Annotated in this window: 11 protein-coding genes; 7 read left to right on the plus strand and 4 right to left on the minus strand. The window is 73.2% G+C overall.

The window, feature by feature from the left end; translation table 11 throughout:
• Positions 1 to 49: 49 nt before the first annotated feature.
• The 3 genes from F0L17_RS09240 (at position 50) to F0L17_RS09250 (ending at position 3,217) form a co-directional block, all read left to right on the plus strand.
• Positions 50 to 589, plus strand: a complete 540-nt coding sequence (locus F0L17_RS09240) for a cupin domain-containing protein (protein WP_162465986.1) — start codon at positions 50 to 52, stop codon at positions 587 to 589.
• Positions 590 to 815: 226 nt separating this feature from the next.
• Complete coding sequence (gene cofD / locus F0L17_RS09245; RefSeq protein WP_155070699.1) at positions 816 to 1,778, plus strand: 2-phospho-L-lactate transferase; 963 nt, start codon at positions 816 to 818, stop codon at positions 1,776 to 1,778.
• Positions 1,779 to 1,786: 8 nt separating this feature from the next.
• Positions 1,787 to 3,217, plus strand: coding sequence for a coenzyme F420-0:L-glutamate ligase (locus tag F0L17_RS09250; protein WP_155073385.1), 1,431 nt, complete (start codon positions 1,787 to 1,789; stop codon positions 3,215 to 3,217).
• Between the two features lie 30 nt (positions 3,218 to 3,247).
• On the opposite strand, the gene F0L17_RS09255 is transcribed toward F0L17_RS09250, so the two are convergent.
• The 3 genes from F0L17_RS09255 to F0L17_RS09265 all read right to left on the minus strand — a co-directional run bounded on the left by F0L17_RS09255 (position 3,248) and on the right by F0L17_RS09265 (position 6,813).
• On the minus strand, positions 3,248 to 4,213 hold the full coding sequence (locus F0L17_RS09255) for a DNA-3-methyladenine glycosylase family protein (protein ID WP_420802403.1): 966 nt from the start codon (positions 4,211 to 4,213) through the stop codon (positions 3,248 to 3,250).
• A 38-nt stretch (positions 4,214 to 4,251) separates the two neighbouring features.
• Complete coding sequence (gene manB, locus F0L17_RS09260; protein ID WP_162465987.1) at positions 4,252 to 5,334, minus strand: mannose-1-phosphate guanylyltransferase; 1,083 nt, start codon at positions 5,332 to 5,334, stop codon at positions 4,252 to 4,254.
• A 90-nt stretch (positions 5,335 to 5,424) separates the two neighbouring features.
• Positions 5,425 to 6,813 (minus strand): peptidoglycan recognition protein family protein, encoded by a 1,389-nt coding sequence (locus tag F0L17_RS09265; protein WP_155070700.1) that lies wholly within the window; start codon positions 6,811 to 6,813, stop codon positions 5,425 to 5,427.
• Positions 6,814 to 6,949: 136 nt separating this feature from the next.
• Here F0L17_RS09265 and F0L17_RS09270 point away from each other — a divergent pair, with 136 nt between their 5' ends.
• The 4 genes from F0L17_RS09270 (at position 6,950) to F0L17_RS09285 (ending at position 13,135) form a co-directional block, all read left to right on the plus strand.
• A complete protein-coding gene (locus tag F0L17_RS09270; RefSeq protein WP_155070701.1) occupies positions 6,950 to 7,732 on the plus strand; it encodes a TIGR03089 family protein in 783 nt (260 codons plus the stop codon).
• Positions 7,733 to 7,956: 224 nt separating this feature from the next.
• Entirely contained in the window at positions 7,957 to 9,264 is a 1,308-nt protein-coding gene (locus tag F0L17_RS09275; protein WP_420802404.1) for an LCP family protein, read from the plus strand.
• Positions 9,265 to 9,525: 261 nt separating this feature from the next.
• Entirely contained in the window at positions 9,526 to 11,394 is a 1,869-nt protein-coding gene (locus tag F0L17_RS09280) for an LCP family glycopolymer transferase (protein ID WP_162465988.1), read from the plus strand.
• 49 nt (positions 11,395 to 11,443) lie between these two features.
• A complete protein-coding gene (locus tag F0L17_RS09285) occupies positions 11,444 to 13,135 on the plus strand; it encodes an LCP family protein (RefSeq protein WP_155070703.1) in 1,692 nt (563 codons plus the stop codon).
• Between the two features lie 7 nt (positions 13,136 to 13,142).
• On the opposite strand, the gene F0L17_RS09290 is transcribed toward F0L17_RS09285, so the two are convergent.
• Positions 13,143 to 14,186, minus strand: a complete 1,044-nt coding sequence (locus F0L17_RS09290; protein WP_338018019.1) for a glycosyltransferase family 2 protein — start codon at positions 14,184 to 14,186, stop codon at positions 13,143 to 13,145.
• Positions 14,187 to 14,205: the final 19 nt, after the last annotated feature.

Raw genomic sequence — 14,205 nt, forward strand, 5'->3', positions numbered from 1 at the left:
TCGCGCGCCGGCGCCCCGTCACGTCCAGCGCTCCAGAGGAACCCCGACCGTGAACAGCGACGTCGAGATCGCCGGCGACCCGCTCGCCCTCCCCCACCTCCTGCCTCCCACCCCCACCCACCCCACCACCGTCGCCGGCTTCGTCGGCCTGGCCCGTGCGATCGCCGACGACCGTGCCGCCTGGGCACCGCTCGTGCGGTACGACGCCACCGCCCGCTGGTACCACCGGCTGCGCACCGGCCCCGGCCACGAGGTCTGGCTGCTGAGCTGGGTGCCCGGCCAGGGCAGCGGACCGCACGACCACGGCTCCTCCTCCGCGGTGTTCACCGTCCTCGACGGCGAACTGAGCGAGCGGACCGCGCAGGGGGTCCGCTCCCTCCGGAGCGGAACACAACGGATCCTCGCGCCCGGCCACCCCCACGACGTCGTCAACGACGCCCTCGAACCGGCCGTCAGCCTGCACGTCTACTTCCCCGGCCTCACCGAGATGCCGATGCACGACCCGCACACCGCCTGGTGCTCCTCCACGGCACGGACCCCGGCACTTCCGGACGGCGCCGCCACACCCCACGGGCTGCCGCTCGGCTGACACCCCCGGCCGACAGCCCTCCCGTCGCCCGACCTCCACCCCCAGAAGACGACCTCCGGCCGACAGCCCGCCCGTCGCCCGACCTCCACCCCCAGAAGACGACCTCCGGCCGACAGCCCTCCCGTCACCCGACCTCCACCCCCAGAAGACGACCTCCGGCCGACAGCCCGCCCGTCACCCGACCTCCACCCCCAGAAGACGACCTCCGGCTGAGAGACTGTCGACCATGCAGCGCATTGTGGTTCTGGCCGGGGGCATCGGTGGTGCCCGTTTCCTGCGCGGTCTCAAGGCGGCCGTGCCCGACGCCGAGATCACGGTCGTCGGCAACACCGGGGACGACATCCACCTCTTCGGCCTGAAGATCTGTCCGGACCTCGACACGGTGATGTACACCCTCGGGGGTGGCATCCACGAGGAGCAGGGCTGGGGTCGCGCGGACGAGACCTTCGTCGTGAAGGAGGAGTTGGCCGCCTACGGCGTCGAGCCGAAGTGGTTCGGCCTGGGCGATCGCGACATCGCCACCCACATCGTCCGCACCCAGATGATCGACGCGGGATACCCCCTCAGCACCGTCACCGAGGCCCTGTGCACCCGGTGGAAGCCGGGCGTGCGGCTGCTGCCGATGACCGACGACCGCGTCGAGACCCATGTGGTGGTCGAGACCGAGGACGGCGACCGCAAGGCCGTGCACTTCCAGGAGTACTGGGTGCGGCTGCGGGCCTCGGTGCCCGCGCAGGCCGTCGCGCCGGTCGGGGCCGAGCAGGCCAAGCCGGCGCCAGGGGTGCTGGACGCCATCGCCGGGGCCGACGTGATCCTCTTCCCGCCGTCCAACCCGGTGGTGAGCATCGGCACGATCCTCGCGGTGCCGGGCATCCGCGAGGCGATCGCCGACGCCGGGGTGCCGGTGGTGGGCCTGTCGCCCATCGTCGGGAACGCCCCGGTGCGGGGGATGGCCGACAAGGTACTGGCCGCCGTCGGCGTGGAGGCCACCGCCGCGGCCGTGGCCGAGCACTACGGTCGGGGCCTGCTGGACGGCTGGCTGGTGGACACCGTGGACTCCGCCGCGGTCGCGGAGGTCGAGGAGGCGGGCATCCGCTGCCGGGCCGTGCCGCTGATGATGACGGACGTCGAGGCCGCCGCCGGGATGGCCCGCGAGGCGCTCGCGCTCGCCGGGGAGGTGCGGGCGTGAAGGGCGTCATGGGCGAGACGGGAACGCCCGGGGTCCCCGCGTACCAGGTGTGGGCGCTGCCCGGGATCCCCGAGGTGCGGCCCGGCGACGACCTGGTGAAGCTGATCGCGGACGCCGCCACCACGCCGGGGTTGCCCGGGCTGGCCCACGGCGACGTGCTGGTGGTCACCTCGAAGATCGTCAGCAAGGCCGAGGGGCGGGTGGTCGAGGCCGCCGACCGCGAGGCCGCGATCGATGCCGAGACCGTGCGGGTGGTCGCCCGGCGCGGACCGGCGCGGATCGTGGAGAGCCGGCACGGTTTCGTGATGGCCGCGGCCGGGGTCGACGCCTCCAACACCCCGGCCGGAACGGTGTTGTTGCTCCCCGAGGACCCGGACGCCTCCGCTCGCCGGATCCGCGACGGACTGCGGGAGCTGCTGGGCGTGACGGTCGGGGTCGTGGTCACCGACACCTTCGGGCGCCCGTGGCGGGTAGGCCAGACCGATGTGGCGATCGGCGCCGCCGGGGTCCGGGTGCTCCAGGACCTGCGCGGCGGCACCGACACGCACGGCAACCCCCTGGGGGTGACGGTCACGGCCGTCGGCGACGAACTGGCCGGTGCCGGCGAGCTGGTGAAGGGCAAGGCGGATGGGCTGCCGGTCGCGGTGGTGCGGGGGCTGCCGCAGCACGTGCTGTGGGACGGCCCCGAGGACACCGAGGCCGCGGAGGACCCCGAGGACCCCGAGGAAACCGAAGACGCCGAGGGCACGGGGGACGCGGGGGCCTCACCGGCCGAGGAGGACCCCGGGGCACGGCCGCTGGTACGGGCCGCCGCCGACGACATGTTCCGGCTGGGAACCTCCGAGGCGGTGCGGGAGGCGGTGACGCTGCGGCGCACCGTGCGGGAGTTCACCGACGAGCCGGTGGACGGCGCGGCGGTGCGGCGCGCGGTGGCCGCGGCGGTGACGGCGCCGGCACCGCACCACACCACGCCGTGGCGCTTCGTGCTGCTGGAGTCCGAGGCGTCGCGCCTCCGTCTGTTGGACGCCATGCGCGACGCGTGGGTGGCCGACCTGCGTCGCGACGGAAAGAGCGAGGAGAGCATCGCGAAGCGGGTGCGGCGCGGTGATGTGCTGCGCAACGCGCCGTACCTGGTGGTGCCGTGCCTGGTGGCCGAGGGCGCGCACTCCTACCCGGACGAGCGGCGCTCGGCCGCCGAGCGGGAGATGTTCGTGGTCGCGGCCGGGGCCGGGGTGCAGAACCTGCTGGTCGCCCTGGCGGGCGAGGGCCTGGGATCGGCGTGGGTGTCCTCCACCATGTTCTGCCGCGACGTGGTGCGCGAGGTGTTGGCACTGCCCGGCGACTGGGACCCGATGGGCGCGGTGGCCGTGGGACGCCCGGCCGCTCCGCCCAGGGCCCGCCCCTCCCGGGCGGCCGACGACTTCACCGTCGTGCGCTGACGGGAGTGCCCCGGATCGCGCGCCGCCGCGTCACCACCGGGCGATGTCACCGCGCGGGAAGCGTGGCGCGCGGCGCGGCGGGGTGCGGCCGGTGGCCAGGATCAGCCGGGTGGCGCGGTGGCGCTGCCCCGCGTAGGGAGCGAGCAGCTCCATCATCCGCGCGTCGTCGCCGCCGCGCGCCCCGGTGAGGGCGTACACCACGATGCCCGGCAGGTGGAGGTCCCCGACGGTCACCGCGTCCGCCGCGCCGTTGGTGCGCTGGAGGGTCTCGGCCGCCGTCCACGGTCCGATGCCGGGGATCGCGGTCAGGCGGGTCACCGCCGCGGTCAGGTCCATGTGTGCCGCCTCCTCCATGCGCCGGGCGCGTGCGACGGCGCGCAGGATTGTCGAGGAGCGCTTGTTGTCCACACCCGCGCGGTGCCACTCCCAGGAGGGGATCAGCGCCCAGGTGCGGGGCTCGGGCATCACGTGCATCCGCTCGGGGAGCCGGTCGGCCGGGCCGGGCGCGGGCTCGCCGTACCGCCGCAGCAGCGTCCGCCAGGCGCGGTACGCCTCGTCGGTGGTGACCTTCTGCTCCAGGATCGAGGGGATCAGGGACTCCAGCACCAGTCCGGTGCGGGCCAGCCGCAGCCCGGGGTGACGGCGGTGCGCCTCGGCCACCAGCCGGTGGCGGGGGACGAAGGCCGACGGGTCGTCGTCGGCGCCGAGCAGCGCCGGGAGGCGGTCGAGCGCCCACGGTGCGCCCGGCCCCCACGCCTCGGCGGTGATCTCGCCGGCCGCCGGCTCCGCGGCGATCCGGAGGGTGGCCGGGCCGCAGGGGGTGCGGGTGGCCCGCCAGATCGCACCGCCCACGACCCGGTGGGCGGGGTCGTGGGGGCCTCGTTGCAGGACCCGCAGGTTGCGGCGCAGGTCATCCGGCCCGTAGGGCCACGGCGGGGCCCAGCGGCGGACGGCCCGGGGGGTGTTCCGTCCGGTGGACGGCGCTGCGGTGCTCACGGGCGCTCCGTTCCTGCTTCCCTGCTTCCGCGGCGGGTTCAGCGGTCGGAGGAGAAGCGCACGGAGCCCGGCGCCAGGCGGGCGTCGCACCACACCCGGATGCCGCCGCGCAGCTCGTTGTCCTCGCCGACGACGGCACCGTCCCCGATGACCGCGCCGTCCAGGACCGTGCGCGCCCCTATCCGCGCCCCTGTGCCGACCAGTGAGTCACGCACCACGCTACCGGGACCGACCACCGAGCCGTCCAGCAGCGTGCTGCCGTGCACGCGCGCCCCGGCTCCCACCACCGCGCCCGCGCCGACCGACGTGCCGCCGGTCAGTTTGGCGTCGGACGCCACCTCGGCGCCCGCCAGCACCAGCCGCTCGCCACGGCGTCCGGGGAGGGCCGGGGAGGGCGCGCGGCCGAGCACCAGATCGGCCGAGCCGCGCACGAACGCCTGGGGGGTGCCCAGGTCCAGCCAGTAGGTGGAGTCGACCATCCCCTGGAGGTGCGCGCCGTCGGCGAGCAGTCCGGGGAAGGTCTCGCGCTCGACGGAGACGGGACGGCCGGTGGGAATGGTGTCGATCACGGACCGGGTGAAGACGTACGCGCCCGCGTTGATCTGGTCGGTGACGATCTCCTCGGGGGTCTGCGGCTTCTCCAGGAAGGCCGTGACCCGGCCGTCGGCGTCGGTGGGGACCAGGCCGAAGGCGCGCGGGTCCGTCACCCGGGTCAGGTGCAGGGAGACGTCGGCGCCAAAGGACGTGTGGGTGTCGATCAGGGCCCGGATGTCGAGGCCGGTGAGGATGTCGCCGTTGAAGACCAGCACCGGGTCGTCGGGGGCGGAGTGGAGCCGGGAGGCGACGTTGCGGATGGCGCCGCCGGTGCCCAGCGGCTCCCCCTCGGTGACGTACTCCAGGTGGAGCCCGAGTTCGGAGCCGTCGCCGAAGTGGGGCTCGAAGACCTCCGCGAGGTAGGAGGTGGCCAGCACGACGTGCTCGACTCCGGCCGCCCGGGCACGGGCCAGTTGGTGGGTGAGGAAGGGCACTCCGGCCGCCGGGACCATGGGCTTGGGGGTGTGCACCGTCAACGGGCGCAGCCGGGTTCCCTTGCCCCCGACGAGGAGGATCGCTTCTGTCACCGGTTCTTCTCTGCTTTCCTGCTGGGGACCGTGCCGGGTGGCCGAGCCAGTGTAGGCGGCCGTCCGACACGGTCCCCGGTGCCGGGGCGGCTACCGGCCCTGGAGGCGGGCGGCGGTCTCCCGGATGGTGCCCAGCTTGGCGTAGAGCCGGCCGCCGGGGCAGTCGGTGACGTAGCCGTCGCGGTGCCCGGCGACGGTGTGGAACCTGACCTGCGTGCCCTTGGCGTACTTGCCGCCGCCGGAGGTCATGACCGCGGTGCCGCGCGGATTGACGCCGTGCAGGCCGAGCTTCCACGCGACGATCTTGGAGACGGCGTTGACCGCCGCCGAGGAGGGGTTGGTGCTGTTGAAGGAGCCGAGGACGGCGATGCCGGTGCTGTTGGCGTTGAAGCCGTAGGTGTGGGCGCCCATCACCGGCCTGGCCACGCCGCCGGCGCGGCCCTCGTAGATCTTGCCGCACTTGTCGACGAAGAAGTTGTAGCCGACGTCCCGCCAGCCGTTGCTCTTGACGTGGTAGCGGTAGATGCCGCGGATGAGGGCCGGAGCCTGCGAACAGGAGTAGCCGTTGCTCATCGCCGTGTGGTGGACGAAGGCGACCTTGACGGTGTTGGTGTAGAGGAACGGGCCGCGGATGCTCTCGTCGGCTCCCCAGCCGCGACGGGTGACGATGGCCGGGCGGGGGCCGATGGGCGCCAGCGTGTCGGCCTCCTCCGCCCCGGCTTCGTCCTCGACGGCCTTCGCTTCGACGGTCTCCGTGCCACCGCGCACCGCCGACGGGTTCGTCTCCGACGCCTCCTGGTCCTGGGCGGGGATCTCGTGGGCGCCGACGGGGGCGAGGTCGGCGTTGACCTCGCTGCTGGCGCGCGCCTGGGGCGTGAGGTCGTCGGCGGGCGCGTCACCGGGGTGGACCAGTTCCAGGCGCAGGCCCTCGGGCAGCTCGTGGACGGTGCCGGTCTCCTCGTCCTTCTCCGGTACGGCGCGCACCTGCACTCCGTCGGAGTCGCCGACCCACAGCGGCGCGGTGCCGCCGCGCACCCCCTTGCCGCTCCGTTCGGTCGAGGCGGGGTCGGGGGCGTCGGCGTGGGGCTCCAGGTCCTGCCAGGGCGTCCAGTCGCCGTCGGCCGCGGATCTGGTGCGCACCTGGACCTGGCCGTGCAGCTCCTCCTCGGGGTCGTTCCAGACCACGCCCAGCAGCGCGAAGGGCTCGACGTCGCGCGCCGGGAGGCCGAGCGAGACCGTGTCGGAGGAGTCGGACCCGGGTGATCCGGTCGGGGTGGCCGTGGGGGTCGTGGGCGTCGGTTCGAGGGGCACGAGCGGCAGTGACTGGGTGCTGCCCGGCAGTCGGGGCGCCGTCACGGGGACGGGTGCGGACGCGGGGGCGGCGGAGGCACTGTCCGTCAGGTCGTCGGGCAGGGACAGCGGCAGCGCCGCGGCCGCCGCGCACACGACGCCGATCGAGGACGCAATGAATGCACGCATATGTAAGATATTGGGCATAACACTCAGTGCTGTCTAACGGGGAGCTGACGTCCTGTCGCTCCGGGTGTCCCCCTCCACCGGCCGGCGCCCCGCTCCCCGCCCTCCGCCGGCGGGCGCCCCGCGTACCCTGGCGCCGATGAACACCACCGACCGCACCCCCGCCGACCTGCTGCGTTCCGCGCTCGCCGCCGACCCGGCCCGTCCGCTGACGACCTTCTACGACGACGCCACCGGCGAGCGCGTCGAACTCTCCGTCGCCACCCTCGCCAATTGGGTGGCGAAGACCGCCAACCTCCTCCAGGACGAGCTGTCCGTCGAGCCCGGCGACCGCCTCGCGCTGCTGCTGCCCGCCCACTGGCAGACCGCGGTCTGGCTGCTCGCCTGCTCCTCCACCGGGGTGGTGGCCGAACTGCCCACCGACCTCTCCGACTCCGCCGCCGTCTCCGCGACCGCGTCCTCCGCCGACCTCGTCGTCAGCGGACCGGAGACCCTCTCGGAGGCGCGCGCCTGCACCGGAGAGCGCGTCGCCCTCAGCCTGCGCCCCCTGGGCGCCCGCTTCCCCCAGCCGCCGGAGGGCTTCGTCGACTACGCGGTCGAAGTGCCGGGCCAGGGGGATCACTTCACCCCGTACGCCCCCGTCGACCCGGACGCGCCCGCGCTGGTGGTCGACGGCGAGGAGTTGACCGGCGCGCGGATCGTCGAACGCGCCCGTGCCGACGCCGCCGCACGCGGCCTCGGCCCCGGGTCGCGGCTGCTGTCGGGGCTGCCGTACGACTCCTGGGACGGACTCTCGGCCGGACTGTTCGCCCCGCTGGCCGCGGGCGGCTCGGTGGTGCTCTGCCGCCACCTGGACCGGCTGGACGCGGCGGAGCTGGAACGGCGCGGGGAGAACGAGCGCGTCACCCACACCGTCCGCTGACACCGACCGACCGGCCCGGGTCCACGGTCCCCCGCCCTCCCGGGTGCCGGGGCGGAACTTTCCCCTGTTTCCCGGACCAACCCGCCCGGGCCTCCGCCGCACGGGCGGGTTTTCCGCACCCGGAGTACAACCCCGCGCCGTTCTCCGGTGTCTGTACAGGAGACCGGTCGCCGCACACCTGTGCGCGCCGGACACCGCCGACCGTGCGAGGGATGAACTCAGACGTGACCGAACCAGAGGGCACGCACCAGGCAGAACACCGATCAGAGGACGGCCCGTCGCTCCGCCCCCGCCGTCTGCTGCGTTGGGCGGCCCTGGGCGCGTCGCTCCTCGTGCTCACGGCCGGAGGGGCGGCCTGGTACCTCTACGACCGTCTCGACGGCAACATCCGCACCGACGTCGACGCCGTCAACCAACTGCGGCGCTTCGAGGAACAGCGTCCCTCGCCGGTGGCGCACGAGGCCAGGAACATCCTCCTGATCGGCTCGGACGACCGCAGCGGCGACAACGGCAGGTACGGCCGGGACAACGGCACCCGGCGTTCGGACACCACCATCCTGCTCCACCTGTCCGCCGACCGGTCCCGCGCCACGGGGGTGTCGATACCGCGCGACCTGATGGTGGACGTCCCCGAGTGCGAACAGCCCGACGGCACCACCACCGAGCCCCGGTTCGCCCAGTTCAACTGGGCGTTCGGGCTGGGGGGCACGGCCTGCACGGTGCGCACCGTCGAGGAGTTGACCGGCATCCGCGTCGACCACCACCTGGTGGTGGACTTCACCGGCTTCGAGAAGTTGGTGGACGCGGTCGGCGGCGTCGAGGTGTGTCTCGCCGAACCCGTGGACGACCCCGACGCCCACCTCGTCCTGGACGCGGGCCCGCAGCGGCTCGACGGCGAGCAGGCACTGGGCTACGTCCGCGCCCGGAAGGGCATCGGGGACGGCAGCGACACCCAACGGATGGCCAGGCAACAGGACTTCCTGAAGTCGCTGCTGCACGAGGTGCGCGACGACGGGATCCTGACCGACCCGACGAAGCTGTACCGGGTGCTGGACGCGGTGACGTCCTCGCTCGTCGCCGATCCGGGGCTGGACTCCCTCACCGAACTCTACGATCTGGCGCGCAGCGTGCGCGACCTCCCCCAGGACCGGGTGCGGTTCCTCACCGCCCCCCGCCGGCCGTACACCTACGACCCCAACCGGGACGAGCTGGTGCAGCCCGACGCCGACCGGCTCTTCGCGGCGCTCCGCGACGACCGGCCGGTGCCGGAGGACCTCCTGACCGGCTCCTCCCCCGACGGCCCGACCGACGAACCGGTCACCGGGTCGCCCGACGAGCCGGCGGCCGAGCCGTCCGGCGCCCCGTCCGGCGAACCGGCGTCGCGGGGTGCCGTCCGGGTCCGGGAGGCGACCGCGGAACCCGGGACGGGGCCTGCCGCGTCGAAGACGGGAGTCACCGTTCCGGGGGACGGCACCGGCTCGCCGTCCGCCTCCCCCTCCGTCTCGTCGTCCGTCGGCGGTGTGTGCGGATGAGCGCGGGCGGGTTCGAACGGGCCTGGCCGGTCGGGAGGCGAGAGAGAAACAGCACAGGGTCCACCCTCGGGAAAAGGCATGGAATGTCCTCTTCAGGAGGAAAGTAACGTGCGGACAGGGGTGCTTGACACCCAACCGTGACGGATAGTGTGAGCAATCCGGTGCGTTCGCCCAGACAGCCGCGCACCGCACTGTGACCGATCGAGCGCCCGACGTCCCAACGGAGGGCGCTACGTGGCACGACGGAGGATTCAGGCAACCGTGGACGCGCAAAGCCGTGGGCGTGCGGGGGATGTCGACCCCGCAGACCAGTGGGTCTTCGACCCGGAGACCGGCGACTACAAACTGCGACCGGCCTCCCCCGGAGCGCGACCGTCCCCCTCCCCCGCCCCCCGCACGGCGGCTCCCCGAACGGCGCCCCCCCGCACGGAGGCCCCTCGCGCCTCGGACCACCGGCAGGCCACCGCTCCCCACGGCGAGGTGCCACGGCAGCGCAGGCGACGGGTGGCCGACGACCCGGAGAGCGAGTCGACCGACGCCACCCCGGCCGAGACCAGGCCCCCCGGAGGCAGGGCCGCGGCCCGCAAGAGCGCCGGCGGCCGGGCGGCCGCCCGGTACCAGGCCGCGCAGACCGGCGGCAGGGCCGCCGCCCGGCGCAAGGCGAGGGCGAAGAAGGCCGGCCGGAAGAAGGCCCTGAAATGGACCGGTGGCGTGGCGGCCTTCCTGGTCGTCGGCACCTCGGTCGCCGGATACCTCGTCTACGACCACTTCAACGGCAACCTCAGCACGGTCGACGTCGGCGACGTCGGCGGTGACACCGGGGGCTTCGGCGAGGGCGGCCCCATCAACATCCTGCTGATCGGCACGGACAAGCGCACCGGAGCGGGCAACGAGGGCTACGGGGACACGGGCAGCGGCGGCCACGCCGACACCACGTTCCTCTTCCACGTCTCCGAGGACCGCTCCAACGCCACCGTCCTGAGCATCCCCCGGGACCTGATCACCGACATCCCCGACTGCCCCACCAAGCAGGAGGACGGCACCACCGAGATGATCCCGGGCACCCCGAACACCCGGTTCAACAACAGCCTCGGTCAGGGGGGCCGCGACCCGGGCTGCACCATGCGCACCGTCAAGGAGCTGACGGGGCTGGACGTCCACCACTTCATGATGGCCGACTTCAACGCGGTCAAGACGCTGACCACCGCCATCGGCGGCGTCGAGGTCTGTCTGGAGAAGCCCGTCAAGGACCCCAAGTCGAAGCTGGACCTGCCCGCCGGCGAGAGCGTCGTCATGGGCGAGGACGCCCTGGCCTTCGTCCGCACCCGCAAGAGCTTCGGGAACAGCAGCGACCTGGACCGCATCAAGGTGCAGCAGCAGTTCCTGAGTTCGATGATCCGCAAGTTCAAGTCCAACGACACCCTGACCGACCCCGGCAAGCTGTGGGACCTGGCGGACGCCGCCACCAAGGCGCTCACCGTCGACAGCAAGATAGGCAGCATCAAGAAGCTGACCGACCTGGGCAGGGAACTCAGCGGGATCGACCTCAAGAACATCTCCTTCGTCACCCTCCCGGTGAACGACAATCCCACGGAGAAGATCAAGGCCACCGTCGTACTCGACGAGACCAAGGCGCTCCCGCTGTTCTCGATGCTGCAGAACGACGTCTCCCTCACCGAGGTGGAGAAGAAGGAGAAGGCGGCCAAGGACAAGGCCAAGCAGGAGCAGGAGGCCCTGCTCAAGGGCCCGCGGGCCGATGCCGTCGACGTCCGGGTCGACGTCTTCAACGGCGGGGAGATCGCCGGCGCCGCGCAGACCACGCTCAGTTGGCTGCAGAACAGCCACGGGATGTCGAAGGCCCGCAACGGCGGCAACGCGCCCGAGCCGGCCGACAAGACGACCCTGGAATACGCGCCCAACCAGGCCGACCAGGCTCGCAAGCTCGCCGACCTCATGGGCCTGCCCGCCTCCGCCCTGAAGCCGGGCACCGTGGACGCCGTGGGGCGCGAACCGATGGTCCTCACGCTCGGCGCCGACTTCAAGGGGGTCGGGATCCCCGTCGCCACTCCGACGAAGGCCCCGGAGAACCTCGGGAACGTGGAGGCCGACGAACAGATATGCGCCAAGTGAGGTCCCGGCGCCGCGTTCCGAAGCGGTCCCGGTGGCTGGGGAGGGCTCGTTGAGGCAGTACGCCGCACCGGGGGACGGACCGCACGACCGCGCCCCGCGGGCCCGGGACCTCGGCCGGAGGAACGGACCGTACGCGGACGCCTCCGGAACGGACGGCACCGGAGGGGGTGCCGGTGCCGGACGCGGCCCGCGCTCCGGCGGGCACGGAGCGGGACACGGGAGGAGCGGCCCCGAGGGGAGCGGCGGCGGTACGGGGGGCCGTCGGCCCGGGGGCGCCGTGCGGGTGCTGCGCTGGGTCGCCCTCAGCCTGTCGGTACTGGTCCTGGGCACCGCCGGCGCCGGCTACCTCTACTACGAGCACCTCAACGGCAACCTCACCAGGAAGCCCCTCACCCTCGGCGGCGACCAGCTCAAACACCGTCAGGACGCCGACGGTCGCACCCCGATCAACATCCTGCTGCTGGGCTCCGACAGCCGTAACTCCACGCGGAACGTCGAGCTCGGCGGCGCCCGCGACAAGGTCGGGGACGAGCCGCTCGCCGACGTGCAGATGCTGCTGCACCTCTCCGCCGACCGCGACAGCATCTCGGTGCTCAGCATCCCCCGGGACACCCGGGTGACCATCCCCGAGTGCACCGACCCGGAGGACGACACGGTCCATCCACGGACCATCGGGAAGATCAACACCAGTCTCCAGCACGGCGGACCGGGCTGCACCGTCGCCACCTGGGGCGAACTGACCGGCATCCCCATCGACCACTTCATGATGATCGACTTCGCGGGCGTGGTGGACATGGCCGACGCCGTCGGCGGTGTCCCCGTCTGCGTGCGGGCCAACGTCCACGACCCCAACTCCGGCCTCCGTCTGGAGAAGGGCGAGACCACCGTCCGGGGCGAGCAGGCCCTCCAGTGGCTGCGCACCCGCTACGGCTTCGGCGACGGCACGGACATCGGCCGGGCCCGGGCCCAGCACATGTACATGAACTCGATGGTCCGCCAGCTCAAGGCCGGCACCAAGCTCACCGACGCCGGCAAGCTCCGGGCGCTCGCCGAGGCCGCGACCGAGGCGCTCACCGTGGACGACGGCATCGAGGGCGTCAAGGACCTCTACGACCTGGCGAACGAGTTGAAGAAGGTCCCCACCGACCGGATCTCCATGGCCACCATGCCGTGGGAGTACGCCGCCGGCGGCGACTACGTCGTCCCCAAGCCCGGCGAGGCCGAACAGGTCTTCTCCCTCATCCGCGACGACGTCGCGCTCGACGGGAAGGACCCCGCGCCGAAGAAGGACACCGCACGGGAGACGCGCGACCCCGCCGCGCCCGAGGAACGGATCACCGTGCGCGTCCTCAACGGCACCCGCACCGCCGCCCTCGGTCCCGTCAACGGCCGCGCCGGCGCCGTCGCCGACGAACTGCGGCGGCTCGGTTTCACTCTGGCCGCCGCCGAACCGACCGAGGAGCCCCGGGCCGACACCACCCTGTCGTACCCCGACGAGAGCCTGCACGGCGACGCCCTCGCCGTCGCCGAGGCCGTCGGCCTGCCCGAGCGGGCGGTACGGCGGTCGGCGGGCGTCGAGGAGATCACCCTGGTCGTGGGCGCCGACTGGCGTGAGGGCGCCACCTATCCGGTGGGGTCGGAGAAGCCGGACGACGGCGAGCGCAAGGCCCCAAAGAGCGCCGACATGCTGGGCGGCGAGGACAGGGGCTGCATGGACGTCAACCCCCGCTACACCTGGTGACGCGCCGTCAGCCGCCGGCGGTCACCGGCTCCCTGCGGCTCGCCTTCACCTTCTCGGCCAGCTTGCGCGGACTGGTCAAAAAGCCCCAGCCCCAGGACATGTGCATCGTCGCCAGCGCGAGCGGGATCCGCACCCGGGCTCCCGGCGGCAGACCCCTGCCCGCCGGGACCGATCCCGCGGTGATCGCCGCGAGGTAGCCCGCCGGGACGACCAGGCCCCAGGGGGTGACCAGCGCCCCCACCACCAGGCCCGCCGCCATCGCCACCACCGCGGCGGGCGGCGCCAGGTAGCGCAGGTTGATCGACCCGGAGTGGTAGCGGGCCACCACGTGCCGCCAGCGGCCGTAGTTGCGGTACTGCTTGGCCAGCGCGCGCACGCTCGGTCGCGGCCGGTAGGAGACCAGCAGCTCCGGCGAGAACCAGATCAGCCCGCCCGCCTGCCGGATGCGGAAGTTCAGTTCCCAGTCCTGCGCCCGGATGAACTCCTCGTTGTAGCCGCCCTGCTGCTCCAGCACCTCCCGCCGGAAGACTCCCAGGTAGACCGTCTCGGCCTCGCCGGCCTCGCCACCGGTGTGGAACGCCGCGTTGCCGACACCGATCCTCGACGTCATCGCGGCGGCCACCGCCTTCTCCCAGTCGTTCTCGCCCTCGGCGTGCATGATGCCGCCGACGTTCGCCGCGCCGGTCTCCTCCAGCAACCGCACGGCGGTCGCTATGTAGTTCGGCGAGAGCATGCCGTGCCCGTCCACCCGCACCACGATCGGGTGGCGGGAGGCGGCGATGGCCGCGTTGAGGCCGGCGGGGGTGCGGCCGGTGGGGTTGGGCACGGTGCGCACCCGCGGGTCCTCGCGGACCAGCTCGGCGGCGATGGCGTCGGTGTGGTCCTCGGATGGGCCGAGGGCGATCACGACCTCCAGCTCACCGGCGTACTCCTGCTCCAGGATGTGCCGCACGGAGCTGCGCAGGTACCGCTCCTCGTTGAGCACCGGCATGATCACGGAGACCGCGGGCGGCGCCGCGGCCGGGGAGGGGGATCGTTGTGCAGAGGTCACCGGATCACGGTACCGCGAC

This window comes from Streptomyces taklimakanensis (genome assembly GCF_009709575.1).
GTDB classification, from domain to species: Bacteria; Actinomycetota; Actinomycetes; order Streptomycetales; family Streptomycetaceae; genus Streptomyces; species Streptomyces taklimakanensis.